Genomic DNA, 25,194 nt, shown 5'->3' on the forward strand with positions numbered 1-25,194 from the left:
ATGACAGACAGCGCGGACAGCTTCGACACCATCGTCATCGGCGCGGGTGCGGCCGGCCTGTTCTGCGCCGGGGTCGCGGGCCAGCTGGGCCTCCATGTGCTGCTGCTCGATCACGGGGAAAGAGTCGCGGAGAAAATCCGTATCTCCGGCGGCGGGCGCTGCAACTTCACCAACCGCGAGCTGGACCCGCGCGCGCCGCACAGGCATTTCCTGGGCGAGAACCCGCAGTTCTGCCGCTCCGCGCTCTCGCGCTACACGCCGCAGGACTTCATCGCACTGGTGCAGAAGCACGGCATCGCTTTCCACGAGAAGCACAAGGGGCAGCTCTTCGGCGATCGCTCCTCGGAGGACTTCATCCGCATGCTGCAGGCCGAGTGCGGCGCGGGCGGCGTGGTGCACCGGCAGCCTTGCAGCGTGAAGGCCATCCGCGCGGTGGAGGGCGTGGAGCGCTACGAAGTGGATACCGACCAGGGGACGGTGCGGTCCCGCCACCTCGTGATCGCGACCGGCGGGCTGTCGATCCCCAAGATCGGCGCGACGGATTTCGGCTACCGCGTGGCGAAGCAGTTCGGCCTGCGCATGGTGGAGCCCCGGCCGGCGCTCGTTCCGCTCACCTTCGACGGCGACGCCTGGGCGCCCTACTCCCAGCTGGCCGGCCTCGCGTTGCCCGTGGCCATCGAAACCGGCGAAAAAAAGCAGCGCATGGTGTTCCACGAGGACCTGCTGTTCACGCACCGGGGCCTGAGCGGCCCGGCCGTGCTGCAGATTTCCAGCTACTGGCGGGACGGCCAGCCCATCCGTGTGGACCTCATGCCTGACGTGGACATCGGCGCCCGGCTGCTGCACGCCAAGGCGACCTCGCGCAAGCGGGTCGCCAACGAACTGGCCGCGCTGGTGCCCACCCGGCTGGCCGACGCCTGGGCCGGGCAGGACCCCGCCTGGCAACGCCCGGTGAACGAAGCCTCGGACAAGTCCCTGGCCGCGCTGGCCGACCGGCTCTCCAACTGGACACTGGTGCCCTCGGGCAGCGAGGGCTACCGCAAGGCCGAGGTGACGGCCGGCGGGGTGGACACGCGCGATTTGTCCTCCCAGACGCTGGAATCGAAGCAGCCCGGGCTGTACTTCATCGGGGAGGTGGTGGACGTCACCGGCTGGCTCGGCGGTTACAACTTCCAGTGGGCGTGGGCCAGTGGATACGCCGCCGCCCAGGCCATGGTTGCCGCCGGCGGCAGGAAGGCTATAATGTCAGGCTTTGCTGGCAAACCCCCAACGGCCTGATCACCATAAGTTGGGGAACCCGCGGACACGGCGCTCGGGCCCGATCTTCCCAGAGCACCCTCTATCCGCACATTTTGGAATTCATTGGCTGATGACCACCATCCGAGTTAAAGAAAACGAACCTTTTGACGTGGCGCTGCGCCGCTTCAAGCGCACCATCGAGAAACTGGGCCTGCTCACCGAGCTTCGCGCCCGCGAGTTCTACGAGAAGCCCACGGCCGAGCGCAAGCGCAAGAAGGCTGCCGCCGTCAAGCGTCACTACAAGCGCGTTCGCAGCATGCAGCTGCCCAAGAAGCTCTACTAAGCTTTTTGACGCGAGGCGGGCCCCCGTGTCCGCCACAAGGCTCCAAAGCCCGCCTGGGGACGCTCAAGCGGGCTTTCTTGTTTCCGGAAACCGACAAAGGACACTCCCATGACCCTCAAGGAACGCATCACCGACGACATGAAGGCCGCCATGCGCGCCAAGGACGCCGAGCGCCTGGGCACCATCCGGCTGCTCACGGCCGCCATGAAGCAGAAGGAGGTGGACGAGCGCATCGAGCTGGACGACGCCACCGTGATCGGCATCGTCGACAAGATGCTCAAGCAGCGCAAGGACAGCATCGAAGCCTTCGAGAAGGCCGCCCGCCAGGACCTCGCCGACAAGGAAAAGGCCGAAGTGGCCGTGCTGCAGGCTTACCTGCCGGCGCGCCTGTCGGCCGACGAGGTCGCCGCGGAAGTGAAGGCGATCGTCGCGGAACTGGGCGCCAAGGGCCCCGGCGAGATGGGCAAGGTCATGGGCGCGGTGAAGGCGAAGCTTGCGGGCAAGGCGGACATGGGGCAGGTGTCGGCAGCGGTGAAGGCAGCGCTGGCGTCTTGAACGCCCGGGCCGGCCGCGCTCAGCTCCCGGCCACCTTCATCTTGTTGATCAAGACCGAGCCGACCGTCTTCGCGCCGTAGTTGTACGTGTCGGCGCCGATCGCCTGGATGCCCATGAACATGTCCTTCATGTTCCCGGCGATCGTGATTTCCTGGACCGGATACGCGATCTTCCCGTTCTCGACCCAGAAGCCGCTCGCGCCGCGCGAGTAGTCGCCCGTCACGTAATTCACGCCCTGCCCCATCAGCTCGATCACGAAGAGGCCCGTGCCGAGCTTGCGCAGCATCTCGTCGAGGTCGTCGCTGGGCCTGGTCAGCCGCGAGGTCAGCGTGAGGTTGTGCGAGCCGCCCGCGTTGCCCGTGGTCTTCATGCCCAGCTTGCGCGCCGAATAGCTGCTGAGGAAGTAGCCCTGGACCTCGCCCGCATCCACCACCTTGCGCGCCTTGGTGCGAACGCCTTCTTCATCGAACGCCGCGCTGCCCTTGCCACGGCGGATGTGCGGGTCTTCCTGCACGTCGATGTGGTCGGGGAAGACCTTCTTGCCCAGCGAGTCGAGCAGGAACGTGCTGCGGCGATACAGCGATCCGCCGCTCACCGCCTGCACGAAGCCGCCCAGCAAGCCCGCCGCCAGCGGCGATTCGTAGAGCACCGGGCACTCGCGCGTGGTGATCTTGCGCGACTTCAAGCGGGACAACGCGCGTTCGGCCGCATAGCGCCCGATGACTTCCGGCGCCGCGAGTGCGTCTGCGCCGCGCATCGAGCTGTACCAGGCGTCGCGCTGCATGCCATCGCCCTTGCCAGCGATCGGCGCAACGGAGATCGAATGCCGCGAGCTCGCGTAGCCGCCGCGAAAACCGCGCGAATGCGCGCTGAAGAAGTGGCTCTGCTGCGCCGACACGCCGGCCCCTTCGCTGTTGGTGATGCGCTTGTCGGTGTTCATCGCCGCGGCTTCGCAGGCGAGCGCGACGCGCGCCGCGCCTTCGCTGTCGATCGCCCAGGGATGGAACAGGTCCAGGTCGGGCTGCTCGTCCGGTCCCGCGATGTCGCCGGCCTCGGGCAGGCCGGCCACCGGGTCTTCTGCGGTGAAGCGCGCGATGTCGTAGGCGGCCTGCACGGTGCGCTGGATGGCCGCTTCGGAAAAGTCCGAGGTGCTCGCGTTGCCGCGGCGGTGCCCCACGTACACCGTGACGCCGAGCGACTTGTCGCGATTGCGCTCGACGTTCTCGAGCTCGCCCTTGCGCACCGACACGCTGAGGCCGCAGCCTTCGCTCGCCTCCGCGCCGGCGTCCGTCGCACCGAGCTTCTTGGCGTGGGCCAGGGCGGAATCGACCAGTTGTTCGAAGGTGGCGCGGCTGTAACTGAAGCCGGCTGCGGGGCGTGCGTCTTGTTTGTTCATGTCGCGGCTATGATACTTGCCCCCACCTGTCCCTCCGATGTCCCGCAAACCCAAAAAAGGCTACTTCGTCCGTGGCCAGTTCGTCGCCGAAGGCAGCGAACTGGACCTGGAGCTCAAGGCTGAGCTCAAAGGCACCACCGAGGCGAGCCGCACCGACCTCAAGCGCGAAAGCACCGAGCTGCAAAAGCTCGGCGAAGCCCTGCTCACGCTGCGCGCCGACCTGATGTCGCGCCTCGCGCTGCCCGACAAGCTCGTGGAGGCCCTGGCGGAGGCGCGCCGCATCACGAACTTCGAAGGCAAGCGCCGCCAGATGCAGTTCATCGGCAAGCTGATGCGCGGGCTGGAGGAAGACGTCCTGCAATCGGTGCGCGATGCCCTGGAAGACCAGCGCCGCGGCGCTGCCGGCGATGCGCTGGCGCTGCACCAGGCGGAGGAATGGCGCGACAAGCTCATCGCCGACGAGGACGCGCTGGAGCAGTGGCTGCACGAGCACCCGCGCACCGACACGCAGCAACTGCGTGCATTGATCCGCCAGGCACGCAAGGACGTGCAGCCCGACGCGGAATCCATCTCGAAGGGGCTCGCGCCACGCCACGGCCGCGCCTATCGCGAAATCTTCCAGCTGGTGAAGGGCCACCTCGGCGGCATCGACGACGACCCACAGGCCGAAGGCCGTCCTTCGGATCTCTCATGAGCGACTTCGAACCCGTCCGCATCGGCATCGTCTCGGTGAGCGACCGGGCTTCCACCGGCGTCTACGAGGACAAGGGCCTGCCCGCCCTGAAGGACTGGCTCTCCAGGGCGCTGAAGAACCCCATCACTTTCGACGCCCGCCTCATCCCCGACGAGAAGGACCGCATCAGCGCGGAGCTGGTGTCGCTCGTCGATGCAGGCTGTTCGCTCGTGCTGACCACCGGCGGAACGGGCCCCGCCCCGCGCGACGTGACGCCGGAAGCGACGCTCGCCGTCGCGGAGAAGGAGATGCCGGGCTTCGGCGAACAGATGCGCCAGATCAGCCTGCGCTTCGTGCCCACCGCGATCCTCTCGCGCCAGTGCGCCGTCATCCGCGGCAAGAGCCTCATCCTCAACCTGCCGGGGCAGCCGAAGTCCATCCAGGAAACGCTGGAAGGCTTGAAGGGGCCGGCCGGCGAGCAGCTGGTCGCGGGCATCTTCGCGGCCGTGCCCTACTGCATCGACCTCATCGGCGGTCCCTACCTGGAAACACACGAGGACGTGTGCAAGGCCTTCCGGCCGAAGTCGGCCATCAAGCCGTCGAAGTAGCCCGGGCTTTGCCTGATTGCGCCTCGCGCTCCACGTACGCCTTCTGCAGCGCACGGTGGATCGCCTCCGGCTCCGCCGGCTTGACCAGGTGTCCGGAGAAACCCGCCATCGCAGAGCGCTGCAGGTCGGGCGTGGCACCGTAGCCGCTGAGCGCCACCACGGGCACGGTGCCGCTCAGCGCGCGTCCGACGTCGATGCCGCTGCCGTCGGGCAAGCCCAGGTCCGTCAGCACCACGTCGAAGTCCGTGTCGCGCGCGGTGGCGAGCGCCTGCGTGCACGTGGCCGCATGTGTGACTCGGTAGCCGTAGCTTTCCAGCACCAGCACCATCGTGTCGGCCGCGTCGATGTTGTCTTCCACGAGCAGCACGCGCAGCGACCGGCTCGGCGACGGCGCGGCCGGCGCGTCCACCCCGGGGGCGGCAGCGCCGGGCACCGCGAGGGTATCCAGGATCAGCGTGAAAGTCGCGCCGCGGCCCGGGCCATCGCTGTGCGCGACGAGCTGGCCGCGATGCTCCGTCACCAGGCCCCGCGCGATCGCGAGTCCCAGGCCGAGGCCGCCGACGCGGTGCGACAGCTCGCGGTCCGCCTGTTCGAAGGGCGTGAAGATCCGGTCCAGCGCCTCGGGGGCGATGCCCGCGCCGGTGTCGCTGCACTCGAAGGTGAACCGGCCGCCGCCCGATTGCGTGTGCAGCGCGACGCGCCCGCCCGGCGGCGTGAACTTGATGGCGTTGCGCAGGATGTTCCACACCACCTGCTGCATGCGCGCTTCATCGGCACTGACCATGCACTGGCTCGCGCGCAGCTCCAGCACGAGTTCAAGGCGCGCATGCGCCACCTGCTCGCCCAGCATGTCCACGACGCGGTGGATCACCTGGTGCATGTCGACCGCGGTGGTCTTCAAGCTGACCTTCCCCGCGGTGATCGCCGTGAGGTCCAGCAGGTCGTCGATCAGCCGCGCTTCGAGGGCCACGTTGCGCCGGATCATCGGCAGCAGGTGCTGCTGGTGCTCCGGCACCGTCGCCGTGCGCTCCAGCAGGTGCGTGGCCGCGACGATCGGCGACAGCGGGGTGCGCAGCTCGTGCGAGAGCACGGCGAGGAATTGGTCCTTCGCCTGGTTCGCGTGCTCGGCCTGCTCCTTCGCGACGCGCAGCGCCTCGGCATCGCGCCAGGCGGCCGTCACGTCGCGCACGATCTTGCAAAAGCCGTTGTGGCGGCGCGCGTCGTCGTAGAGCGGCGTCATCACGCCCTCGGCGCGCAGGTGCAGGCCGTCGCTGCGCGACATCCAGCGGTTGCATTCGGCGCTGCCGTCCGCCAGCGCATCGGCCATCTCCTTGCGGAAGACTCCGGCCGCGCGGTCTTCCGGCGTGAAGAGCAGCTCCGCGGTGTTGCCGATGACCTGCGCGTCGCTGAAGCCAAAGATGTCACGCGCCCCGCGGTTCCAGGAACGGACACGGCCCGCCGCGTCGAGCAGGATCACCGCGTAGTCCGTGAGGCTTTCGACCACGCGCGCGAAGATCGCATCGGCCTCGCGCAGGCGCGCCTCCGCGCGGTCGCGCCCTTCGCGGTCGGCCACCTCGCGCAAGGCGCGCTCGAGCACCACGGGCAGGCGCGAGAGGCGCTGCTTGCTCACGTAGTCGGTGGCGCCGCGCTTGAGCATCTCCACCGCGTTGTCCTCGCCGATCACGCCGGAGACGAAGATGAAGGGCGTGCGCGGCCGCTGCTCGCGCGCCAGTTCCAGCGCCTGCGAGCCGGAAAAGCCCGGCAATTCGTAGTCCGACAGGATCACGTCCCAGCCGCCGTGCGCGAGCGCCAGCGAGAAGCGGTCCTCGGTGGAGACGACCTCCAGCGTCGCGCGCGGATAGCAATCCAGCAAGGCCTCGCGCAACAGCTCGACGTCGAAGCGCGAGTCCTCCAGCAGGAGGACCCTCAGCGCCCGGGTGTCGGAGACCGCGCGCTCACTCATACCGGCGCGCCGCCTTGAGGCTGCCGGGGGGCGGCTCGTTGAGCACGGCCCAGAACACCCCGAGGTCGGCGATCGCGGAGACGAACTGCTTGAACTCCACGGGCTTCACCACATAGGCGTTCACGCCGAGCTCGTAGCTGCGAAGCACGTCCGTCTCTTCCTGCGAGGAGGTGAGCATGACGACCGGGATGCTGCGCAGCTGCGGGTGCGCGCGGACGGCCTGCAGCACTTCGAGGCCGTTGACTTTCGGCAGCTTGAGGTCCAGCAGGATGACCGCCGGATTGCCCTCGGCACGGGCCGCGTGGTCGCCCTCGCGGCGCAGGTAGTCCAGCGCCAGGGCGCCGTCGCGCACGATCACCACCTCATTGGCGAGCTGGCTGCGCTCGAGCGCAAGGAGGGTGAGTTCGAGGTCGCGCTTGTCGTCCTCGACCAGCAAAATCGGTTTGAGCATCAGGCCGTATCTTTCATGGGGTCATGGCGCTGGGGGGAAGGGACGTCGGGAAGCAGGAAGCCGAACGTGGCTCCCTTGCCTACCTCGCCGTCGGCGTGCACCGAGCCGCCATGGCGCTCGACGATGCGTTTCGTGGTGGCCAGGCCGATGCCCGTGCCTTCGAATTCCTCGGCCTGGTGCAAGCGCTGGAAAACACCGAACAGCTTGTTCGCGTATTTCATCTGGAAGCCCACGCCGTTGTCCGCGACCTGCAGGCCGGAGCTTCCGGGCTCGCGCAGGGCGCTGATGCGGATGACGGGGTGGTCGCGCCCGCGGCTGTATTTGGCGGCGTTGTCCAGCAGGTTGCGCACGGCGACCTGCAGCAGGATGGGATCCGCCTGCAACTTCGGCAGCGGCCCGTCGATCTCCCACGAGGCGCGGCCGTCGGATTCGTGCCGCTCGAATTCGCGCACCAGGTCCTCGACCATGGTCTGCGTGTCCACCGGCTTGCGCTTGAGTTCCGCGCGGCCCATGCGGGAGAAATCCAGCAGCGCATCGACCAGGTGCCCCGCGAATGCGGAGGCCTCCTTCACGTGCGCGAGGTAGCGCAGCGCGCGCTCGGACAGGTTCTTGCCTTCGAGGTCCAGCACCAGGTCGACATAGCCCGCGATGTGGCGCATCGGCGCGCGCAGGTCGTGCGAGACGGTATAGGAGAACGCTTCGAGCTCCTTGTTGACGCGGCTGAGCTCGGTGGCGAATTCGGCCATTTCCTGCGCGCGGCGCAGCACGATCCCGATCAGCGCCTGGCGCAATTCGCCGGCCGTGATGAGCTGCGCCGGCGTCCACGGCGCGGACACGCCGCGCACCTGCTGGCGCCAGCTCACGAAGCTGCGTCGCGGGTGGATGCGGCCATCGGTGCCGCGCACTTCCTTGCGCGGATCGCCCGCCCACTGGATCGTGTGGATGTGTTCCGGCCGGAACCACATCACGAGGTGGCGGTGCACCTGCGAAATGGAGATGGCCAGGAGGCCGGCCGGCAGGCCCGGAAACGCCGCGGCGCCCGGCATCTCCTCGCCGACGCGCTCCGAGCGGAACACGCTCTGCCCCGACGCAGCCACCCAGTCGGCGAGCGCGCGCATGGTCTCGTGCGGCGGCGTGTCGCCCACCGCCCAGGACTGCTCGTCCAGCACCACGGCGGCGCCGCCCGCCTGCGCCAGCCGCAGCAGCTGGGTGGTCGTGAGCTTCTGCAGCGTGGCATCGCTTTCGGCGAGGTGCGCCACGATCTCCAGCGTGAGCTTGCGCAGCTCGAGCCGCTCCGCCACTTCAGCGTTGTCTTCCTTCGCCTCGATCTGCAGGGACAGGAGCTGGCCCAGGTGCTCGCACGCGGCGCGCACGGGCTGCGAGAGCGGCAGGGGGCCGTGGTTGTGGCACGAGATGAGCCCCCAGAGCTTGCCGCGCACCATGATCGAGACCGACATGGACGCGAGCGTGCCCATGTTGACCATGTACTCGAGGTGGATCGGCGAGACGCTGCGCAGCGTCGCCCAGCTGAGGTCGATGCCGCGCGGGTCGAAGCCCGGGACCACGCCGACCAGTGCGGCCGGTCCGTAGCGCGCATCGGGGATCACGCGGATATGGTTGAGGCGATACAGCTCGCGCGCCTGCGCGGGAATGTCGGCGGCGGGAAAGTGGTGGCCCTCGTACGACTCGTAGCCCTCGTCGATCGCCTGCGCAAGCACCTCGCCATGGCCCTCGGCGTCGAAGCGATAGACGAGGCAGCGGCCGAAGCCGGTGAGCCGCTTCATCTCGTCGGCCGCCAGCGCCGACAGCGCCTCGACGGAGCTGACTCCCTGCAGTCGGGGCAGGAAGGTCCGCGCGAGGCCGTAGAGCGGCGCCTGCGTACCCGTCACGGGAGCGGCGGGCTCCAGCTCCAGGATGAAGTACTGCTCGAGGCGGTGCGCCAGGACGTCGTGCGGGACACCATCGATGTCGACGCTGCCCATCGCGGCCGGCGGCTCGGACGCGACGAGGCGCGCGAGGTTGATGCCATCGAGCCGCTCCAGCACGGCGCGCGCGCGCACGGCGTCGCCCAGGTTGCCGCTGTAGGCCACGAGGTGGCGCGAGGCGTCCACCACGAGCATCCAGCCGTGCGGCTGGATCGCCCCCGGCACGCGGATGGGCTCGTCGGCGCAGGCGACGAGGTCAGGCAGCAGCTGTTGCATGCAGCACCCGGCGAAATGTATGGATGAGCGCGTCGAAGGTGTGGTTCGCACCTGCGCACGCGGCTTCGTGATCCGCGCCCTGGGCGTCGTGCTGCTCGAGCATCGTGCGAAATTCGCGCCACATCTCGCCGGTGCGTTCACCCCAGCCGTTGAAGTAGGCCGCCCCGTTGTCCGCGTGCAGGCCGTGCTGGCGCGCGACCTGCCGTGCGATGACCTGGCCGCCGAGCGCCGAGCCCTCCATCACGTAGAGCGAGCCCAGCGCCGCGGACAAGCCCGGCAACGCCGTGAACTCGACAGCCGGCGATGGCGGCGCGATGGCGCCCAGTCGGGCGGCGTCGCGCCGGGCCATGTCGCCCCGGCAACGCGCGGCGAACCAGGGGCGCAGCAATTCCGGCAGCGCCTGCGACGTGCGGGGCTCCCAGGAGGAAAGAAAGGTGTCGAAGCCGCTCACGACACGCGTGTACGTGTCCATGTCGAAGGGGGCGTCGAGCCCCAGCAGGCATTCCACTTCGGCGTGGCGCGCCGAGGTGGCACGCCGCAAGGCATCGATCAGGGGTTGGCGCAAATCCGGTCATCCACTCGCGGGCCAGCCCCGCATCGCAACATCGTCGCCGGAGCCCGCGGGTCCAGCACGACAGCAAGCATGAACGAGTTTCTCAGCTTCCGATGTAGGACGATTCCGACTCGCTGTAAGCCTGCCGCAGTCAGCATGCATATCGGGCTATGATTTTCCACCCCCCGAAGACTCATCAGTGATCATTTCCCTGCTCCTCGCCGCCGCCGGCGCCACCCTTGCACCGGTGGACGCGCACCCGTGGCTCACCATCATCGGGGACATGTCCGACCCGTCCGTCAACACGATCCAGGTGAATCCGGCGCCGCTCGAACCGCGCAGCGCGGCCAAGACGCTGCAGGTGCGCGTGAGCCGCTCGGCCAACCGCACGAGCTGGGACGGTGTCCCCTACCGGTCGTACGACGCGCGGGTGGTCTTCGACTGCGCGCAGCGCACGGCGCGCTACGAGCGCATCGACTATTACCAGGTCCCCTTCTGGAAGGGAAAGCCCGAGCGCACCGTGAGTTACGTGAAGGGGGAGCCGCGCATGATGCAGTTCCGCGAGGTGGAACCCAACCCCAACGCACGCATCATCTCGGCCGCCTGCGCGCCGGCCGCCAGCGTCGCGCGCGAGTAGCGCGGGCTATTTGCCGACGAGCTGCGTGAGCTTGTCGGCCTCGAAACTTTCCTTCATGGCCGCGCCGTCGGGCACGCAGTCCTCGCCCTTTTTCATGGTGGACAGCTTCTCGATCGCCTGCCACAGCAGCGCGATCTGGTGCTCGTGCGTCGAGGCGTTGTCGATCAGGCCCTTCATCGCTTGCGACAGCGGGTCGTCGTTCTCGGTGATGCCGTAGGCGGAGAAGCCCAGCTGGTTGGCGACCTGCTCGCGCCGCTTGCTGTCGTCGGCCTGGATGATGCGCGCGGGAATGCCCACCGCCGTCGCGCCGGCGGGCACGGGCTTGATCACCACGGCGTTGCTGCCGATCTTCGCGTCGTCGCCCACGGTGAAGCCGCCGAGCACCTTGGCGCCCGCGCTCACCACCACGTTCCTGCCGAGCGTCGGGTGGCGCTTCGTGCCCTTGTAGAGGGACGTGCCGCCCAGCGTCACGCCCTGGTAGATCGTGCAGCCCTCGCCGATCTCCGCGGTCTCGCCGATGACGACACCCATGCCGTGGTCGATGAACACGCGTTCGGCGATCGTCGCCCCCGGATGGATCTCGATGCCGGTGAGCCAGCGCGAGAACTGCGAGGTGAAGCGCCCGAGCCATCGCAGCCCGTGCAGCCAGAACCAGTGCGCGAGCCGGTGCATGACCAGCGCGTGCAACCCCGGGTAACACGTGATCACCTCCCACGTCCCGCGGGCGGCGGGGTCGCGGTCGAGGATGCACTGGATGTCGGAGCGCAGGCGGTTGAACATGGAGGGGGCCGCTGTGGTTGGTCCGCGCAGTCTATCGTTTTAGCTTCGCGCCCGCTTCCGACATCGCCTTGGCAACACCACGCAGGATGTGGATTTCCTCGGGGGTCAGTTGCGCGCGGTTGAACATCTGGTTCAGGCGCGGCATGAGCTTCTTGGGCGAGGCCGGATCGAGGAAGCCGATGTCCACGAGCGCGCGCTCCCAGTGCGCGAGCATGCCGCTGACGGCCTGCGCATCGGCTCGCGGCTGCGCTTGTCCGGCGCGCGCCGCCGCGAAGCCGCCGAGCGCCATGCGCCACTCGTACGCGATCACCTGGATTGCTGCGGCGAGATTGAGGGATCCGTAGCCGGGGTCGGTGGGGATCGTGAGCGCCGCGTGACAGCGGTAGACGTCCTCGTTGCTCATGCCGAACCGCTCGGAGCCGAACAGGAAGGCCACACGGTGTCCCGCGTCGGCGATGGCGGGAAAGTGCGCGCGCGGCGTGAACGTCGGCGGGCCGAAGTCGCGCGGTGTCATGGCGGTCGCGCACAGGTAGGTGATGCCGTCCAGTGCCTCATCGAGCGTCGCGACGATGCGCGCCTTCGCGAGGACATCCGTCGCGCCGCTCGCGCGCTGGACGGTTTCCTCGCGCGTGAGCACGTCCGGCCAGCGCGGCGCGACGAGTACGAGATCGTCGAAGCCCATGACCTTGAGCGCGCGTGCAGCCGCGCCGACATTGCCGGCGTGGCTGGTCTGGAGGAGGACGAAGCGGGTTTGCACGGGCCCTATTGTCGGGCCCCGTGCGCCGCCTACTTCGACAGCTTTTTCTCCACGCTCTTGCGCGAGTTGCCGCCGCTCTTGACGGCACGTTTCACGTCGGCCGCGGACGCGCCGGTCTTCTTCGCTTCATAAGCGACTTCGTGCTTCTGCTCGCCGGCCACGAGGCGCCGGTCCTGTGCGCGGCCGCGGGAACTGGAGGTCTTGGTTGCCATGGTTGCTCCTTGTTATGGGGAAGCATTCAGGGTGGCGCGGCGGCGTGGACTCGGTTGCAGGCTGATCGAGGTATCGCGTGTGGGCGAATTCCGGCAGCGCGCCGCCCCGTCCCTCACGCGAGGTCCACGGCTTCCCACGCATTCAGCTCGAAGCGCGCGCCTTCGCACCGCGCTCGCCCATGCCAGGCCACGGCCTCGGCGCTGAGGCAGGCCGCGCGCAGCCGGGGATCCGCGGGCGCGTTCGACCGCGCGTGCGCCGCGGCGGCCAGGCATACGTCCTTCACCTGTTCGGGGCCGCCGAGCAAGCCCTCCAGCGCCCTGGCGTAGCGCGTCTCGAGCTCGATCCGCAGGCGGCCTGCCAGATCGCCGCCGACCAGCTTGACGGTGTAGTAGCCCTTCACTTCGTACTCCTGAATAACTGTTCAAATATACAGTATCGCCAGGCCGGCGGGAAGCGGCGTGCCGTGGATGAGATGGCCCGCCGGGTAAAATCGGCGCCACTGTCCCCCTTCCGCATCGCCGGGAGGCCCGGCCCGCCGATCTTCCCCACAATCCATGCCGTCTCCCAACCTGCACCCCATGCTCAACGTGGCCGTCAAGGCCGCCCGCGCCGCCGGCGCCATCATCAACCGCGCCGCGCTCGACGTCGAAGCCGTGCGCATCTCGCAAAAGCAGGTCAACGACTTCGTGACCGAGGTCGATCACGCGAGCGAAGCCGTCATCATCGAGACGCTGCTCGGCGCCTACCCCAAGCACGCGATCTGGGCCGAGGAATCGGGCAAGCAGCACGGCAACCAGGGCTCGGACCACATCTGGATCATCGACCCGCTGGACGGCACCACCAACTTCATCCACGGCTTCCCGGTCTACTGCGTGAGCATTGCGCTCCAGGTGCGCGGCAAGATGGAACAGGCCGTGATCTACGACCCGAGCCGCAACGACCTCTTCACCGCCACGCGCGGCCGCGGCGCCTACATGAACGACAGGCGCCTGCGCGTCTCCAAGCGCATCGACCTGCGCCAGTGCCTCATCTCCACCGGCTTTCCCTTCCGCCCCGGCGACAACTTCAACAACTACCTGCGCATGATGGCCGACGTGATGCAGCGCACCGCCGGCCTGCGCCGCCCGGGCGCAGCCGCGCTCGACCTCGCCTATGTCGCCGCGGGCTTCACCGACGGCTTCTTCGAAACCGGCCTCTCCCCCTGGGACGTCGCCGCGGGCTCGCTGCTCGTGCAGGAAGCCGGCGGCCTGGTCGGCAATTTCACGGGCGAGTCGGACTTCCTCGAACACAAGGAGTGCGTCGCGGGCAGTCCCAAGATCTACAGCCAGCTCGTGGGCATCATCGGCAAGTACAGCAAGTTCGCGACCGCCGGCGAAAAGGCCGAAGTGCGCCAGCAGGCCACGCTCGTCGCGCCCGACATGACCCCGAGCGCCGCGCTGGACAACGCCCCCGGCGAGGAAGACGAAGGCCACGCCCAGCGATGAGCGAGGTGCTCGCGCACAGCCCGTGGCTCGCGGCCGCGGGGGCGGCGCTGCTGGCGGTGGTCTTCGGTCTCGCCGTGCATCGCGCCGGCGGTGCCGTGCTGCGGCGGGCCAGCCGCATGTCGGTGCTGCTCTCCAGCATGGTCCGCGCCTGCGAGCACCCGGCGGGCGCCGTGATTCCGCTGGTGGCGCTGCAGGTGGTCTGGCAGGCCGCGCCCGACACGCTGGCCTACATCGGCACCGTCCGCCACGCCAACGGGCTGGCCTTGATCGCCGCGCTCACCTGGCTGGCCATCGCCTTCGTCGGAGGCATCTCGTCGGGCGTGATCGCGCGACATCCCGTCGACATCGCGGACAACCTCCACGCGCGCCGAATCCAGACGCAGGCGAAGGTGCTCTCGCGCACCGCGATGGTGGTGATCCTGATCGCCGGCGCGGCGATCGGCCTCATGACGTTTCCGGGCGCGCGGCAGGTCGGCGCGAGCCTGCTGGCGTCGGCCGGGGTGATCGGCATCGTCGGCGGCATCGCCGCGCGGCCGGTGTTCAGCAACCTGATCGCGGGCCTGCAGCTCGCGCTCGCGCAGCCGATCCGGCTGGACGACGTGCTGATCGTCGAAGGCGAATGGGGCCGCGTGGAGGAGATCACCGGCACCTATGTCGTGCTGAAGATCTGGGACGAGCGGCGGCTGATCGTCCCGCTGCAGTGGTTCATCGAGCACCCGTTCCAGAACTGGACGCGCACCAATGCGCAGATCCACCAGCCCGTCTACCTCTTCGTCGATTTCGCGACGCCGCTCGCGCCATTGCGCGCGGAGCTGGAACGCATCGTCAAGGAGGCCCCGGAGTGGGACGGCCGCACGGCGCAGCTGGTCGCAGTCGACGCGACGGAACGCGCGATGAAGATCCGCCTGCTGGTGTCGTCCGGCGCGGCAGGCACGGCGTTCGACCTGGGGTGCAAGGTGCGCGAAGGCTTGCTCGCGTTCATGGCGCGGGAATATCCGCAGATGCTGCCGAAGCTGCGGACGCAGGATCCGTACGTTGCGGGGCCTCTAGCATCCTGACGTGATATCATTTTGGAGTGATAATTGAGTTCGCCGAAGACGAGGCCCCCATGGAAGGTGAGCCTTGATGATGCGTTCGAGCCCGAGTTCGAGAAGTTCACGGATGACGAGAAAGATTGGCTGCTGACCGCCGCCAAGGCACTCGGCATCGCAGGCCCCCAGGTCGGCCGGCCGCACGTGGACACGCTGAAGGCTTCGAAGCACCAGAACATGAAGGAGCTGAGATACAAATCGGATGACGGCTCGCAGATCTGGAGGGCGGCTTTCGCCTTCGATCCGAACCAGCAAGCCATCATCCTGTGCGCCGCGGACAAACAGGGCGTATCGCCCGACGGGTTCTACAGGAGCTTGATCGCGAAGGCGGATAAGCGGTACGACAGTCACCTAAAGCGAATCAGGGATGGAAGGGAGCGCGCTGGAGCCGCGCGCAAAGGCGGAGCGAAGGTCCAGGCGAAGTCCAGCAAGCGGAAGTGACCGAACAAGGGGAACGACATGGGACGCAACATCGACGACATCATCGACAGCCTGCCGCAGGCGCGCCGCGCGCGAATCCACGCCGGCGCCGAGAAGATGGCCGAGGAGATGCTCCGCGGCGCTGATTCGCTTGCCGCGATCCGCAGGGTGGCCGGCCTGACGCAGACGGAGCTCGGCGACTTGATGGGAATCAACCAGAACGCCGTGTCGCAAATGGAAAAGAGGACCGAGGTTTTCATCTCCACTGTCGCCAATGTGGCCGTGGCATTGGGATACGAACTGGAGCTGGCGTTCCGCAAGCCCGATGGCGACAGGGTGCCGCTCCCGAAGTTCCAGCCCTGGCAGGACGTCTCCGTTCCGGCCGTCGCGACCAGGCAGGGCAAGGCCATCGCGCGCAAGCAGGCGTTACCTGCGCGACGCAGCGCCAAACTGGAGCGAGCTCCGGCGGCCGCATCGGCCCCGGGCCAACTGCGAGATGGTGCGCGCTCCAGGAAGAAGGCATCTCGATAGAAAGCAGCCCGTAGCGGCCAGCGACGATTCCAGAAGGGACAATAAGAAAATGGAGCCATCTTGTTGACGGACAAGGACACGGCCATAGCCGCACACACGCCCATGATGGCCCAGTACCTGGCCATCAAGGCGGAGCACCCGCACACGCTCGTGTTCTACCGCATGGGCGATTTCTACGAGATGTTCTACAGCGACGCCGAGAAGGCCGCGCGCCTGCTGGACATCACGCTCACGCGGCGCGGCAATTCCGCGGGCGAACCGGTCGTGATGGCGGGCGTGCCCTTCCACTCGGTGGAGAACTACCTCGCGCGCCTGATCAAGCAGGGCGAATCGGTCGCGATCTGCGAGCAGGTCGGCGACGTCGCCACGTCGAAGGGGCCGGTGGAGCGCAAGGTCGTGCGCGTCGTCACGCCGGGCACGCTCACGGACACCGAACTGCTGAACGACAAATCCGAGGCGGTGCTGCTGGCCGTGCACCAGGGCTCGCGGCACAAGCTGGGCCTGGCCTGGCTGAGCGTGACGCAGGGCGCGCTGCAACTGGCCGAATGCGCCGGCGACGAACTCGAGTCCTGGGTGGCGCGCATCGCACCGAGCGAGCTGCTGTTCAGCGCCGACGTCACGCCGCAGTTCGAACAGCGCCTCAAGGCGATCCGCGCGGGCATGTCGATGTCGCTCACGCAGCGGCCGGAGTTCCAGTTCGATTCCGGGCTGGGACTGCGCAAGCTGCTGGAGCAATTGAACGGCGCGACGCTCACGGCCTGGGGCGCCGATGACCTGGTCCTCGCGCATGCGGCGGCGAGCGCGTTGCTCGCGTACGCCGAGCACACGCAAGGTCGCGCGCTCACGCACGTGCAGAGCCTGCAGGTGCAGCGCGACGACGAACTGATCGACCTGCCGGTGACGACGCGGCGCAACCTCGAGCTCGTGCAGACGCTGCGCGGGGAGGATTCGCCGACGCTCTTCTCGCTGCTCGACACCTGCATGACGGGCATGGGAAGCCGCATGCTGAAGTGCTGGATGCTGGAGCCGCGCAGGGACAGGAGCCATGCGGTGGCGCGGCACGAGGCGATCGCGGCGCTCCGCGAAGGTGGGGCCGACCTCCTGCGTGCCGAGCTGAAAGGATGTTCGGACATCGAGCGCATCACCGCGCGCATCGCGCTGCGGCAGGTGCGGCCGCGCGAGCTCGTCGGCTTGCGTCATTCGCTGGACAAGGCGGCGCAGTTGTCGCGGCGGCTGGCCGGACAGCAGGGATTGCTCGCGGAACTCGCCGCCTCGATGACGCCGCCCGAAGGCTGCGCCGCGCTGCTCGCGCGAACGATCATGGACGAACCGGCCGCGCTCGTTCGCGACGGCGGCGTGATCGCCACGGGCCTGGACGCCGAGCTCGACGAGCTGCGCGCCATCCAGGACAACTGCGACGGCTTCCTGCTGGAGCTCGAAACCCGCGAGCGCGCGCGCACCGGCATCGCGAACCTGCGCGTGCAGTTCAACAAGGTGCATGGCTTCTACATCGAGATCTCGCAGGGGCAGCTCGACAAGGTGCCCGGGGACTTCCGCCGGCGCCAGACGCTCAAGAACGCGGAGCGCTTCATCACGCCCGAGCTCAAGGCCTTCGAGGACAAGGCGCTGTCCGCGCAGGACCGCGCGCTCGCGCGCGAAAAATTCCTGTACGAGCAACTCCTCGACCAGCTGCAAGCTTTCGTGCCGGCCGTCACGCGGCTCGCACGCGCGGTGGCGTCGCTCGATGCGCTGTGCGCGCTGGCCGAACGCTCGCTCACGCTCAACTGGTCCCGCCCGCAATTCTCGAAGGAGCCCGGCATCGAGATCGTGCAGGGCCGCCATCCGGTGGTGGAGTCGCGCCTGGCGGAGACCTCGGCGGGCAGCTTCATCGCCAACGACACGCGCCTCGGCCCGAAGCAGCGCATGCAGGTCATCACCGGCCCGAACATGGGCGGCAAGTCGACGTACATGCGGCAGGTCGCGCTCATCTGCCTGCTCGCGGCGATGGGTTCGTACGTGCCCGCGCAAGCCGCACGGCTCGGGCCCATGGATGCGATCCACACGCGCATCGGCGCGGCCGACGACCTCGCGAATGCGCAGTCGACCTTCATGCTCGAGATGACGGAAGCCGCGCAGATCCTGCACGCCGCGACGCCGCAATCGCTGGTGCTCATGGACGAGATCGGCCGCGGCACCTCGACCTTCGACGGCCTCGCGCTCGCGTCCGGCATCGCCGCGCACCTGCACGACAGGACGCAGGCGTACACGCTCTTCGCCACGCACTATTTCGAGCTCACGGAGTTTCCGGCGAAGCATCACGCCGCCATGAACGTGCACGTGAGCGCGACCGAATCGGGGACCGACATCGTCTTCCTGCACGAGATCCAGGCCGGCCCCGCGAGCCGCAGCTACGGCATCCAGGTCGCGAAGCTCGCGGGCATGCCCGCTGCCGTGGTCAACCACGCGCGGCATGCGCTCGCTGCGCTCGAGAGTCAGCAGACCTTAAGCCGCGAACAGGTAGACTTGTTCGCGCCCCCACCGGCAGCCGACACGCCCATGCACAGCGCGGTGGAGGCCGCCCTGTCGGCGATCCATCCCGATTCGCTGAGTCCCCGCGAAGCACTCGACGCCCTGTACGCCCTGAAGAAGCTTGGAGAAAAATCATGACCTATTGCGTCGGCATCAAACTGGACGCGGGCCTCGTGTTCCTGTCGGACTCCCGCACCAACGCGGGCGTGGACAACATCAGCACCTTCCGCAAGATGATCGTTTACGAGCGCCCCGGCGACCGCTTCATGGTGCTGCTCTCCGCGGGCAACCTCAGCATTTCGCAATCGGTGCGCGAGATCCTGCAGGTCGAGCAGCTCAAGGAAGACCCGGAAGACAAGGAATCGCTCACCATCTGGAACGCCAAGAGCATGTTCGACGCCGCGCGCGTGCTCGGGAACGCGGTGCGCCACGTGTACGACCGCGACGCGGAAGCGCTCAAGTACACGGGCGTGGAGTTCAACGTCTCGCTCATCTTCGGCGGGCAGATCCGCGGCGAAGGCATGCGCCTGTTCCAGGTGTATTCCGCCGGCAACTTCATCGAGGCGACGCCCGAGACGCCCTACTTCCAGATCGGCGAGTACAAGTACGGCAAGCCCGTGCTCGACCGCGTGATCACGCCCGACACCCGGCTGGACGAAGCCGCCAAGTGCGCGCTCGTCTCCATGGATTCCACGATGAAGTCCAACCTGTCGGTCGGCCCGCCGCTGGACCTCGTCGTGTACGAGGCCAACCGCTTCGAGACCGACAAGATCATCTCCATCGACATGCAGAACCCGTACTACCGGATGCTGCACAGCAGCTGGGGCCAGAAGCTGCGCGAAGTCTTCGACAGCCTCGACGACCCGGTCTGGGACGACGCGCAGACGGACACGCCGCTCAAGACGGAAGGCGGCAGGTCCAAGCCGCTGAAGAAGATCACGCGGCCGGAAGAGCGCCTGATTTGAGCCTCGTCGTTTTTTCGCACGGCAACAGCTTTCCCGCGGCCGCGTACGGCGTCCTGTTCAAGAGCCTGCGTTCGCGCGGCTTCACGGTGAAGGCGGTCGACAAGTTCGGCCACGACGGGGCCTACCCCGTCACCGATAACTGGCGCCACCTCGTGCAACAGTTGCACGACTTCGCCGAGCGCGAAGTGCAGAAGCACGGCGAGCCCGCCTTCCTGGTCGGCCATTCGCTGGGCGGCTTCCTGAGCCTGATGTGCGCCGCGCGCCACCCTGAACTCGCACGCGGCGTGTTGCTGCTCGATTCGCCGCTGATCGGCGGCTGGAAAGCCCGGGCGCTGCGCGCGATGAAGCAGACGCCGCTCGTGGGGTCCCTCTCCCCCGGCGCGGTGAGCCGCAAGCGCAAGAACCGCTGGCCCTCGCGCGAGGCCGCGCTCGAGCACTTCCAGCGCAAGAAGGCCTTCGCCGCGTGGGACGAGCAAGTGCTGCGCGACTATGTCGACCACTGCATGCACGACGACGACGGCGAACGCATGCTGTCCTTCGACCGCGAGATCGAGACCTCGATCTACAACACGCTCCCACACAACCTCGACAGCCTGCTACGCCGCTACCCGCTGCAATGCAACGCGGCGTTCATCGGCGGCCTCGCGTCGCAGGAGATGAAGCAGGTGGGCATCGCGATGACGCAGAAGGTCACGGGTGGCCGGATCATGATGCTGGACGGCAGCCACCTCTTCCCGATGGAAAAGCCGATCGCTACGGCGGCCGCCATCGAAGCCGCGCTGCGCGGATTCGACTTTCCTCACTAGATCGAAAGCTCGCGAAAGCGGGGCGAATGCACTGCTGCAGTGCAGCACTGGCGCGGCTGTCCTACAGGGGGCCTCCGCGCGTACCCACAGGTCCCAGGGCCCGGCGGCGCCACATTGGAGTCATGCCCCAAGCCCAGACTCTCACTTCCTTTTCCGCCCCTTCGCTCTCCCTGCTGGCGACGGAACCCCTGCGCGCGCTCTTCGACTTCGTCTCCGCCAAGGTGGGGTCCCGCGCCGTGCCCATCGGTGACGGCCACCCGGTCATCGTCTATCCCGGTCTTGGCGGAGGCGCGCTCAGCACGCAGCACCTGCGCCGCTTCCTGGCCGATTCCGGATTCGAGGCCCACGACTGGGGCGGCGGCTTGAACACCGGCCCCGAAGGCCACATCGACGACTGGCTCGCGGGGCTCGAGCAGCGCGTGCGTGCGCTGCACGCGCAAACCGGGCGCACCGTCAGCCTCGTGGGTTGGAGCCTCGGCGGCGTCTATGCGCGTGAGCTGTCCCGGCGCTGCCCCGAGTGCGTGCGCCAGGTGGTCACCCTCGGCACGCCCTTCGCCTCGCTCGGTGGCGGCACGCACGCTGGCACGGTCTACAAGCTGCTCAACCGCGACACCTCGCAGCTCACCCCGCAACTAGAAGCGCGGCTGCGCCAGACCCCGCCGGTACCCACCACCTCGGTCTACAGCAAGTCGGACGGCATCGTGTCGTGGCGCGGCTGCATCGAGAAGAACACCGCGCGCTCCGAGAGCGTCGAGGTGCATGCCAGCCACCTCGGCATGGGCACGCATGGCGAGGTGCTGCGCATCGTCGCGGACCGCCTCGCGCAGCCCGAAGGCGGCTGGAAGCCGATCAGGCGGCCCAGTGCACCAGCCCGCTCCACGCGGTCGCGAGCACGATGATCCCGAAGGCGATGCGGTACCACGCGAACGGCGTGAAGCTGTGCGTGGAGATGTAGCGCAGCAGCCAGCGCACGCAGAACCACGCACTGACGAACGAGAAGAACAGGCCGACGAGGAACATCGGCAGGTCCGCCATCGAGAGCAGCGCGCGCTCCTTGTAGAGGCTGTACGCGCCCGCGCCGATCAGCGTCGGGATCGCGAGGTAGAACGAGAAATCCGTCGCCGCCTTGCGCGAGAGCCCGAGCAGCATGCCGCCGATGATGGTCGCGCCGCTGCGGCTCGTGCCGGGGATCATCGCGAGGCACTGCACGAGCCCGACCTTGAGCGCGTCCTTCCAGGTCATCTCGTCCACTTCCTGCACGCGCACCGTCGCGGGCGAGCGCCGCTCGGCCCACAGGATGATGAACCCGCCGATGATGAAGGTGCTGGCCACCACGGCCGGGGTGAAGAGGTGTTCCTTGATCGCCTTGCCGAAGAGCAGGCCCAGCACGACGGCCGGCACGAAGGCGATGAGCACGTTGAGCGCGAACTGCTGAGCGCGCTTTTGCGTGGGGAGGGCGACCAGCGTGTCGCGGATCTTCTGCCAGTAGACGATGATGACCGCGAGGATGGCGCCGGTCTGGATCGCGATGTCGAAGACCTTGGCCTTGTCGTCGTCGAAGCCGAGCAGCGCGCCCGCGAGGATCAGGTGACCGGTGCTGGAGATCGGGAGGAACTCCGTGAGGCCTTCGACCACACCCATCACCGCGGCCTTGGCCAACAACACGAGATCCATGCGCAATCCTTCTGCTTTTGAAGTGCGCGATTATCGCCGCCGGGGCGGGCCCGGCGGCTGACCGGCGGCGTCAGGCCGGCTTGTTGCTCTTCTGGTGACGCTTGATGCCGGCGGCGCGCGCCTCGGCGGAGCTGAACTCATGCGCATGCCCGCTCTGGTGCGCGGCGCGGCCGCCGAGGCTCGCGATCTCGCGCTGGCGGCTGGGGTCCATGGCAGCGAAGCCGCGCGGTGCACGTGGACGGGTGTTCTGGGGGGACTGGTTCGTGTCTTCCATGGTGAGCTCCGTAGGTTGAGGAAAAAAGGTGAACGGCCGACGGCTTCGGCCGGTCAGCACAACGATAGAAAATTCCCGAGCCCGGCCGTGCCGCCGCCGTTCAGTCAAACGCGTAGGCAAGCTCCTACATGCGCACAGGCCGCCGCACCCATGGCGCTGACAGCGTCCTCATGCAGCGCCCGTCATCGCGACGCGGCGCGCTCCGACATGGGGCCATCGGCGGGAGGACCACAGTGAAGGCCTACAGCGGGAGCCTTCCATGACAAGCACATCGACCATCTTCAGCCTCGAGTCCGTGCCCGGCGACGTGCCGCGCGGCATGGAACAACCCAATGGCGACCTGCTGCTGCCGGCCAACGTGCGGCCCCTGATCGCCAAGGCCCTGGTGGCCGCCGAACAGGCGATCACCGAAGGCAAGCCGGCGGACCCCGCACTCCTGGCGCAGGCCCGCCGCCTGCTGGGCGTCGAATTGCCCGACAGGAAGCGCAGCTGGCTCGGCAACCTGTACCGGGTCCGCGCGATCTAGCGCCGTCCACCCGCCCATTCCGCCCCGCATTTCACTCCGGCGCCGCGACATTTCGCGGCGTTTTCGCGTCGTTTCGTCCCATCCCTGTGGCCCTGCCCTGCGGCGGGCGGCAAAGTCCGCCCATCGACAGACCCGCCACACAGGAGAAGGACATGGCCGCACTCACCCCCGTCATCGCGATCCACGTCGCCGCCGCGCTCGGCGCGGTGGTGACCGGCCCCATCGCGTTGTGGGCGCGCCGCGGCCGCTCCCAGCATCCGAAGCTGCACCGCGCCTTCGGCTATGCGTGGGTCACGCTGATGGTCATCGCGGCAACTTCCGCGATCTTCATCCCCGCCGGCTCCGAGCTGCCCAGCATCGCCGGCTTTTCCCCCATCCACCTGTTCGTGCCCGTCGTCTTCGGCATGCTGTTCGCGAGCTTCTACCAGCTCGCCAAGGGCAACATCGGCGCGCACCGCCGCCTCATGCAGCGCCTGTACGTCGGCGCATGCGTGATCGCGGGCTCCTTCACCCTGCTGCCCAACCGCTTCCTCGGCCACCTCGTACTCGGCCAGTGGATGGGCATCGCCTGATCCCATCCAACCCTCTTTCCCAACCTCCCGGAGAACCCCATGCTCTACCAACTGCTCGCCAACCATCCCGAAGCCATCGTCCAGATCGTCAAGCAAACGCCCACCTGGGTCTGGGGCTTGTTCTCCGGCCTGATGGTGCTCGGCGTCACGCAACTGCGTGACCGCACGCAAAGCCTGGCCCGCGTGTCCATCATGCCGGTCGCGATGACGGTTTTCTCGGCCTGGGGCATGGTCTCGGCCTTCGGCAATTCGCCGCATTTCACCGGCGTGCTCGCCGCCTGGATCGTCACCGCGGCCATCGTCGGTGCAGTGGTGTCGCTCGGCGATTCCGGCGCGCGCTACGACGCCGCGACACGCAGCTATGCGTTGCCGGGCAGCGTCGTCCCCTTGCTGCTGATCGCCGGGATCTTCCTCACCAAGTATTGGGTGGGCGTGGAGCTCGCGATGCAGCCGCAGCTCGTGCGCGATGCCTCCTTCGCCCTGCCTGTCGCCACGCTGTACGGCGTGTTCAACGGCCTCTTCGCCGGACGCGCCGCCCGCCTGTGGAAGCTGGCGCATCGCGCCTCGCCGATGACGGCCGCTGCCTGAAACGCCTGAACCCTTCCAACCCTGGAGATCGCCATGAAGACCCTGATCGACACCCAAGCCCCCGACCTCGAGCGCATGGCGCGCCGCCGCGCCGGCGCGAAGTTGGGCTTTTTCATCCACGCCTTCGTGTTCGCCGCCGTGAACCTGATGCTCGTCATGCTCGCGGCCTCGAGCGGCAAGGGGTGGGTGCTGTATCCCGCCTGGGGCTGGGGTCTCGGCCTGGCGATCCACGGTGCCGTGGTGTTCCTCATCACGGGAGGCGGCGGCTTGCACGCCAAGCTGCTGCAGCACGAACGCAACCGCCTGCAACTGCAGCGCGACCCGTGGTGAACGCGATGGGCAAGTACTTCTTCACCTGCGTGCTGGCACTGGCCGCCGCGTGCGCGCAAGCCGGCGTGGGCCTCACGCAGTTGCCGGCCGCCAACGGCGATGGGCCCGTCACCGTGTTCTATCCGGCCGACGGTACGGATGCCGCCTTGAAGCGCGGCCCCTTCACGATCAAGGCCTTGCAGGACGCGCCGCCGGTGCGCGGCAACGGCCGGCTGGTGATGATCTCGCACGGCTCCGGCGGCAACCCGTGGGTGCACTCGGACCTCGCGCGCACGCTCGTCGAAGCGGGCTTCACCGTGGCGATGCCCCAGCACCGGGGCGACAACGCCACCGACCCCTCGCACCCCGGACCGGACAGCTGGAGGCTGCGCCCCGCCGAAGTGTCGCGCGCCATCGATGCGGTCTCCAGGGACCCGCGTTTCGCGCCTTTGCTGTCGCTGGACAAGGTCGGCATGTACGGCATGTCCGCGGGCGGGCACACGGCGCTCAGCCTGGCGGGTGGCCGCTGGTCTCCTGCGGCCTATCGCGATCACTGCGTCACGAACATCGCCGAAGACTTCCCGACCTGCGTCGGCCTGAGCGCGCGGCTGCGCGGCGACGCGCTCGACGGCGTGAAGAAAGCGGTCGCGACGGGCGTGATCCGCGAGCGCTACGACGACGCGACCTGGTACGTCCACCGCGACCCCCGCATCCGCGCCATCGTGGCGGGCGTGCCCGCGGCCGCCGACTTCGACCCGGCTTCGCTCGCGAGCCCCGCCGTCCCGCTCGGCTTCGTCACCGCGCGCAAGGACAAGTGGCTCAATCCGCGCTTCCACAGCGACCGCATCCTCGCGGTGTGCAAAACCTGCACGGTGATCGCCGACCTGCCCGACGGCGGCCACGGCGCGCTGCTGTCGCCCCCGCCCCCGATCGACGTGATGGGCGAGATCGCGCAGGACCTGCTCGGCGACCCGCCCGGCTTCGACCGCAGCGCAATGCCCGCCGTCGACAGGAAGATCGCAGCCTTCTTCAGCCGCCACCTTGTCCCCTAGAATC

30 protein-coding genes are annotated in these 25,194 nt (G+C 68.2%); 19 read left to right on the forward strand and 11 right to left on the reverse strand.

The features are described 5' to 3' along the window. From I5803_RS06725 to I5803_RS06735, 3 genes are all read left to right on the forward strand, one after another. On the forward strand, positions 1-1,278 hold the full coding sequence (locus I5803_RS06725; protein ID WP_196985606.1) for a BaiN/RdsA family NAD(P)/FAD-dependent oxidoreductase: 1,278 nt from the start codon (positions 1-3) through the stop codon (positions 1,276-1,278). A gap of 91 nt (positions 1,279-1,369) precedes the next feature. Next, entirely contained in the window at positions 1,370-1,582 is a 213-nt protein-coding gene (gene rpsU, locus I5803_RS06730) for a 30S ribosomal protein S21 (protein WP_012346814.1), read from the forward strand. Between the two features lie 108 nt (positions 1,583-1,690). Beyond that, a complete protein-coding gene (locus I5803_RS06735) occupies positions 1,691-2,137 on the forward strand; it encodes a GatB/YqeY domain-containing protein (protein WP_196985607.1) in 447 nt (148 codons plus the stop codon). A 19-nt stretch (positions 2,138-2,156) separates the two neighbouring features. On the opposite strand, the gene pmbA is transcribed toward I5803_RS06735, so the two are convergent. Continuing rightward, on the reverse strand, positions 2,157-3,533 hold the full coding sequence (pmbA, locus tag I5803_RS06740) for a metalloprotease PmbA (protein ID WP_196985608.1): 1,377 nt from the start codon (positions 3,531-3,533) through the stop codon (positions 2,157-2,159). A gap of 37 nt (positions 3,534-3,570) precedes the next feature. Here pmbA and yjgA point away from each other — a divergent pair, with 37 nt between their 5' ends. After that, positions 3,571-4,227, forward strand: coding sequence for a ribosome biogenesis factor YjgA (yjgA, locus tag I5803_RS06745; RefSeq protein ID WP_196985609.1), 657 nt, complete (start codon positions 3,571-3,573; stop codon positions 4,225-4,227). Beyond that, positions 4,224-4,814: a molybdopterin adenylyltransferase gene (gene mog / locus I5803_RS06750; RefSeq protein ID WP_196985610.1), complete on the forward strand. Its 591-nt coding sequence runs from the start codon at positions 4,224-4,226 to the stop codon at positions 4,812-4,814. The genes yjgA and mog overlap by 4 nt, the downstream gene beginning before the upstream one ends. Here mog and I5803_RS06755 read toward each other — a convergent pair. The 4 genes from I5803_RS06755 to I5803_RS06770 are packed head-to-tail and all read right to left on the reverse strand — an operon-like array spanning position 4,798 to position 9,994. Continuing rightward, positions 4,798-6,777: a hybrid sensor histidine kinase/response regulator gene (locus I5803_RS06755; protein WP_196985611.1), complete on the reverse strand. Its 1,980-nt coding sequence runs from the start codon at positions 6,775-6,777 to the stop codon at positions 4,798-4,800. The genes mog and I5803_RS06755 overlap by 17 nt on opposite strands. After that, positions 6,770-7,228 carry a response regulator gene (locus I5803_RS06760; protein WP_196985612.1) on the reverse strand — a complete coding sequence of 153 codons (459 nt, stop codon included), beginning with the start codon at positions 7,226-7,228 and terminating at the stop codon, positions 6,770-6,772. Before I5803_RS06760 ends, I5803_RS06755 begins: the two co-directional genes overlap by 8 nt. Then, positions 7,228-9,429: an ATP-binding protein gene (locus I5803_RS06765; protein WP_196985613.1), complete on the reverse strand. Its 2,202-nt coding sequence runs from the start codon at positions 9,427-9,429 to the stop codon at positions 7,228-7,230. The genes I5803_RS06760 and I5803_RS06765 overlap by 1 nt, the downstream gene beginning before the upstream one ends. Beyond that, the gene (locus I5803_RS06770) at positions 9,410-9,994 is read right to left on the reverse strand and encodes a biliverdin-producing heme oxygenase (RefSeq protein ID WP_196985614.1); all 585 of its coding nucleotides are present in this window, start codon (positions 9,992-9,994) and stop codon (positions 9,410-9,412) included. Before I5803_RS06770 ends, I5803_RS06765 begins: the two co-directional genes overlap by 20 nt. A 187-nt stretch (positions 9,995-10,181) precedes the next feature. Between I5803_RS06770 and I5803_RS06775 the strand changes: the two genes are divergently transcribed. After that, complete coding sequence (locus I5803_RS06775) at positions 10,182-10,619, forward strand: surface-adhesin E family protein (protein WP_196985615.1); 438 nt, start codon at positions 10,182-10,184, stop codon at positions 10,617-10,619. Between the two features lie 6 nt (positions 10,620-10,625). On the opposite strand, the gene cysE is transcribed toward I5803_RS06775, so the two are convergent. From cysE to I5803_RS06795, 4 genes are all read right to left on the reverse strand, one after another. Beyond that, entirely contained in the window at positions 10,626-11,399 is a 774-nt protein-coding gene (cysE, locus tag I5803_RS06780) for a serine O-acetyltransferase (RefSeq protein WP_196985616.1), read from the reverse strand. Between the two features lie 31 nt (positions 11,400-11,430). Next, positions 11,431-12,156, reverse strand: coding sequence for an RNA methyltransferase (locus tag I5803_RS06785; protein WP_196985617.1), 726 nt, complete (start codon positions 12,154-12,156; stop codon positions 11,431-11,433). Between the two features lie 29 nt (positions 12,157-12,185). Then, positions 12,186-12,368: a DUF3606 domain-containing protein gene (locus tag I5803_RS06790; RefSeq protein WP_196985618.1), complete on the reverse strand. Its 183-nt coding sequence runs from the start codon at positions 12,366-12,368 to the stop codon at positions 12,186-12,188. Between the two features lie 113 nt (positions 12,369-12,481). Then, entirely contained in the window at positions 12,482-12,769 is a 288-nt protein-coding gene (locus I5803_RS06795; RefSeq protein ID WP_196985619.1) for a hypothetical protein, read from the reverse strand. Between the two features lie 154 nt (positions 12,770-12,923). Here I5803_RS06795 and I5803_RS06800 point away from each other — a divergent pair, with 154 nt between their 5' ends. From I5803_RS06800 to I5803_RS06835, 8 genes are all read left to right on the forward strand, one after another. Next, positions 12,924-13,853 carry an inositol monophosphatase family protein gene (locus tag I5803_RS06800; protein ID WP_196985620.1) on the forward strand — a complete coding sequence of 310 codons (930 nt, stop codon included), beginning with the start codon at positions 12,924-12,926 and terminating at the stop codon, positions 13,851-13,853. Continuing rightward, on the forward strand, positions 13,850-14,911 hold the full coding sequence (locus I5803_RS06805; protein WP_196985621.1) for a mechanosensitive ion channel family protein: 1,062 nt from the start codon (positions 13,850-13,852) through the stop codon (positions 14,909-14,911). The genes I5803_RS06800 and I5803_RS06805 overlap by 4 nt, the downstream gene beginning before the upstream one ends. 24 nt (positions 14,912-14,935) lie before the next feature. Next, positions 14,936-15,385, forward strand: a complete 450-nt coding sequence (locus I5803_RS06810) for a type II toxin-antitoxin system RelE/ParE family toxin (protein WP_231402361.1) — start codon at positions 14,936-14,938, stop codon at positions 15,383-15,385. Between the two features lie 18 nt (positions 15,386-15,403). Continuing rightward, a complete protein-coding gene (locus tag I5803_RS06815; RefSeq protein WP_196985622.1) occupies positions 15,404-15,895 on the forward strand; it encodes a helix-turn-helix domain-containing protein in 492 nt (163 codons plus the stop codon). Positions 15,896-15,997: 102 nt separating this feature from the next. Then, positions 15,998-18,562 carry a DNA mismatch repair protein MutS gene (gene mutS, locus I5803_RS06820; protein ID WP_196988488.1) on the forward strand — a complete coding sequence of 855 codons (2,565 nt, stop codon included), beginning with the start codon at positions 15,998-16,000 and terminating at the stop codon, positions 18,560-18,562. Continuing rightward, positions 18,559-19,389: a proteasome-type protease gene (locus I5803_RS06825; protein WP_196985623.1), complete on the forward strand. Its 831-nt coding sequence runs from the start codon at positions 18,559-18,561 to the stop codon at positions 19,387-19,389. Before mutS ends, I5803_RS06825 begins: the two co-directional genes overlap by 4 nt. Further along, positions 19,386-20,195: an alpha/beta hydrolase gene (locus I5803_RS06830; RefSeq protein WP_196985624.1), complete on the forward strand. Its 810-nt coding sequence runs from the start codon at positions 19,386-19,388 to the stop codon at positions 20,193-20,195. Before I5803_RS06825 ends, I5803_RS06830 begins: the two co-directional genes overlap by 4 nt. 122 nt (positions 20,196-20,317) lie before the next feature. Then, complete coding sequence (locus tag I5803_RS06835; RefSeq protein ID WP_196985625.1) at positions 20,318-21,094, forward strand: esterase/lipase family protein; 777 nt, start codon at positions 20,318-20,320, stop codon at positions 21,092-21,094. Here I5803_RS06835 and I5803_RS06840 read toward each other — a convergent pair. Together I5803_RS06840 and I5803_RS06845 are read right to left on the reverse strand one after the other, a co-directional pair. Beyond that, positions 21,045-21,869: an undecaprenyl-diphosphate phosphatase gene (locus tag I5803_RS06840; protein WP_196985626.1), complete on the reverse strand. Its 825-nt coding sequence runs from the start codon at positions 21,867-21,869 to the stop codon at positions 21,045-21,047. The genes I5803_RS06835 and I5803_RS06840 overlap by 50 nt on opposite strands. Positions 21,870-21,939: 70 nt before the next feature. Continuing rightward, a complete protein-coding gene (locus tag I5803_RS06845; protein WP_196985627.1) occupies positions 21,940-22,143 on the reverse strand; it encodes a KGG domain-containing protein in 204 nt (67 codons plus the stop codon). Between the two features lie 259 nt (positions 22,144-22,402). Here I5803_RS06845 and I5803_RS06850 point away from each other — a divergent pair, with 259 nt between their 5' ends. The 5 genes from I5803_RS06850 to I5803_RS06870 all read left to right on the forward strand — a co-directional run bounded on the left by I5803_RS06850 (position 22,403) and on the right by I5803_RS06870 (position 25,190). Next, the gene (locus I5803_RS06850; protein ID WP_196985628.1) at positions 22,403-22,669 is read left to right on the forward strand and encodes a hypothetical protein; all 267 of its coding nucleotides are present in this window, start codon (positions 22,403-22,405) and stop codon (positions 22,667-22,669) included. Between the two features lie 152 nt (positions 22,670-22,821). Continuing rightward, positions 22,822-23,241 (forward strand): DUF2306 domain-containing protein, encoded by a 420-nt coding sequence (locus tag I5803_RS06855; RefSeq protein WP_196985629.1) that lies wholly within the window; start codon positions 22,822-22,824, stop codon positions 23,239-23,241. 39 nt (positions 23,242-23,280) lie between these two features. After that, the gene (locus I5803_RS06860; RefSeq protein ID WP_196985630.1) at positions 23,281-23,829 is read left to right on the forward strand and encodes a DUF6622 family protein; all 549 of its coding nucleotides are present in this window, start codon (positions 23,281-23,283) and stop codon (positions 23,827-23,829) included. A gap of 33 nt (positions 23,830-23,862) precedes the next feature. Beyond that, positions 23,863-24,159, forward strand: a complete 297-nt coding sequence (locus I5803_RS06865; protein WP_196985631.1) for a 2TM domain-containing protein — start codon at positions 23,863-23,865, stop codon at positions 24,157-24,159. A gap of 5 nt (positions 24,160-24,164) precedes the next feature. Further along, positions 24,165-25,190, forward strand: a complete 1,026-nt coding sequence (locus tag I5803_RS06870; RefSeq protein ID WP_196985632.1) for an alpha/beta hydrolase family protein — start codon at positions 24,165-24,167, stop codon at positions 25,188-25,190. The last annotated feature ends 4 nt before the right edge of the window (positions 25,191-25,194 follow it).

The sequence above is a fragment of the Caenimonas aquaedulcis genome (assembly GCF_015831345.1).
Classification (GTDB): Bacteria; Pseudomonadota; Gammaproteobacteria; order Burkholderiales; family Burkholderiaceae_C; genus Ramlibacter; species Ramlibacter aquaedulcis.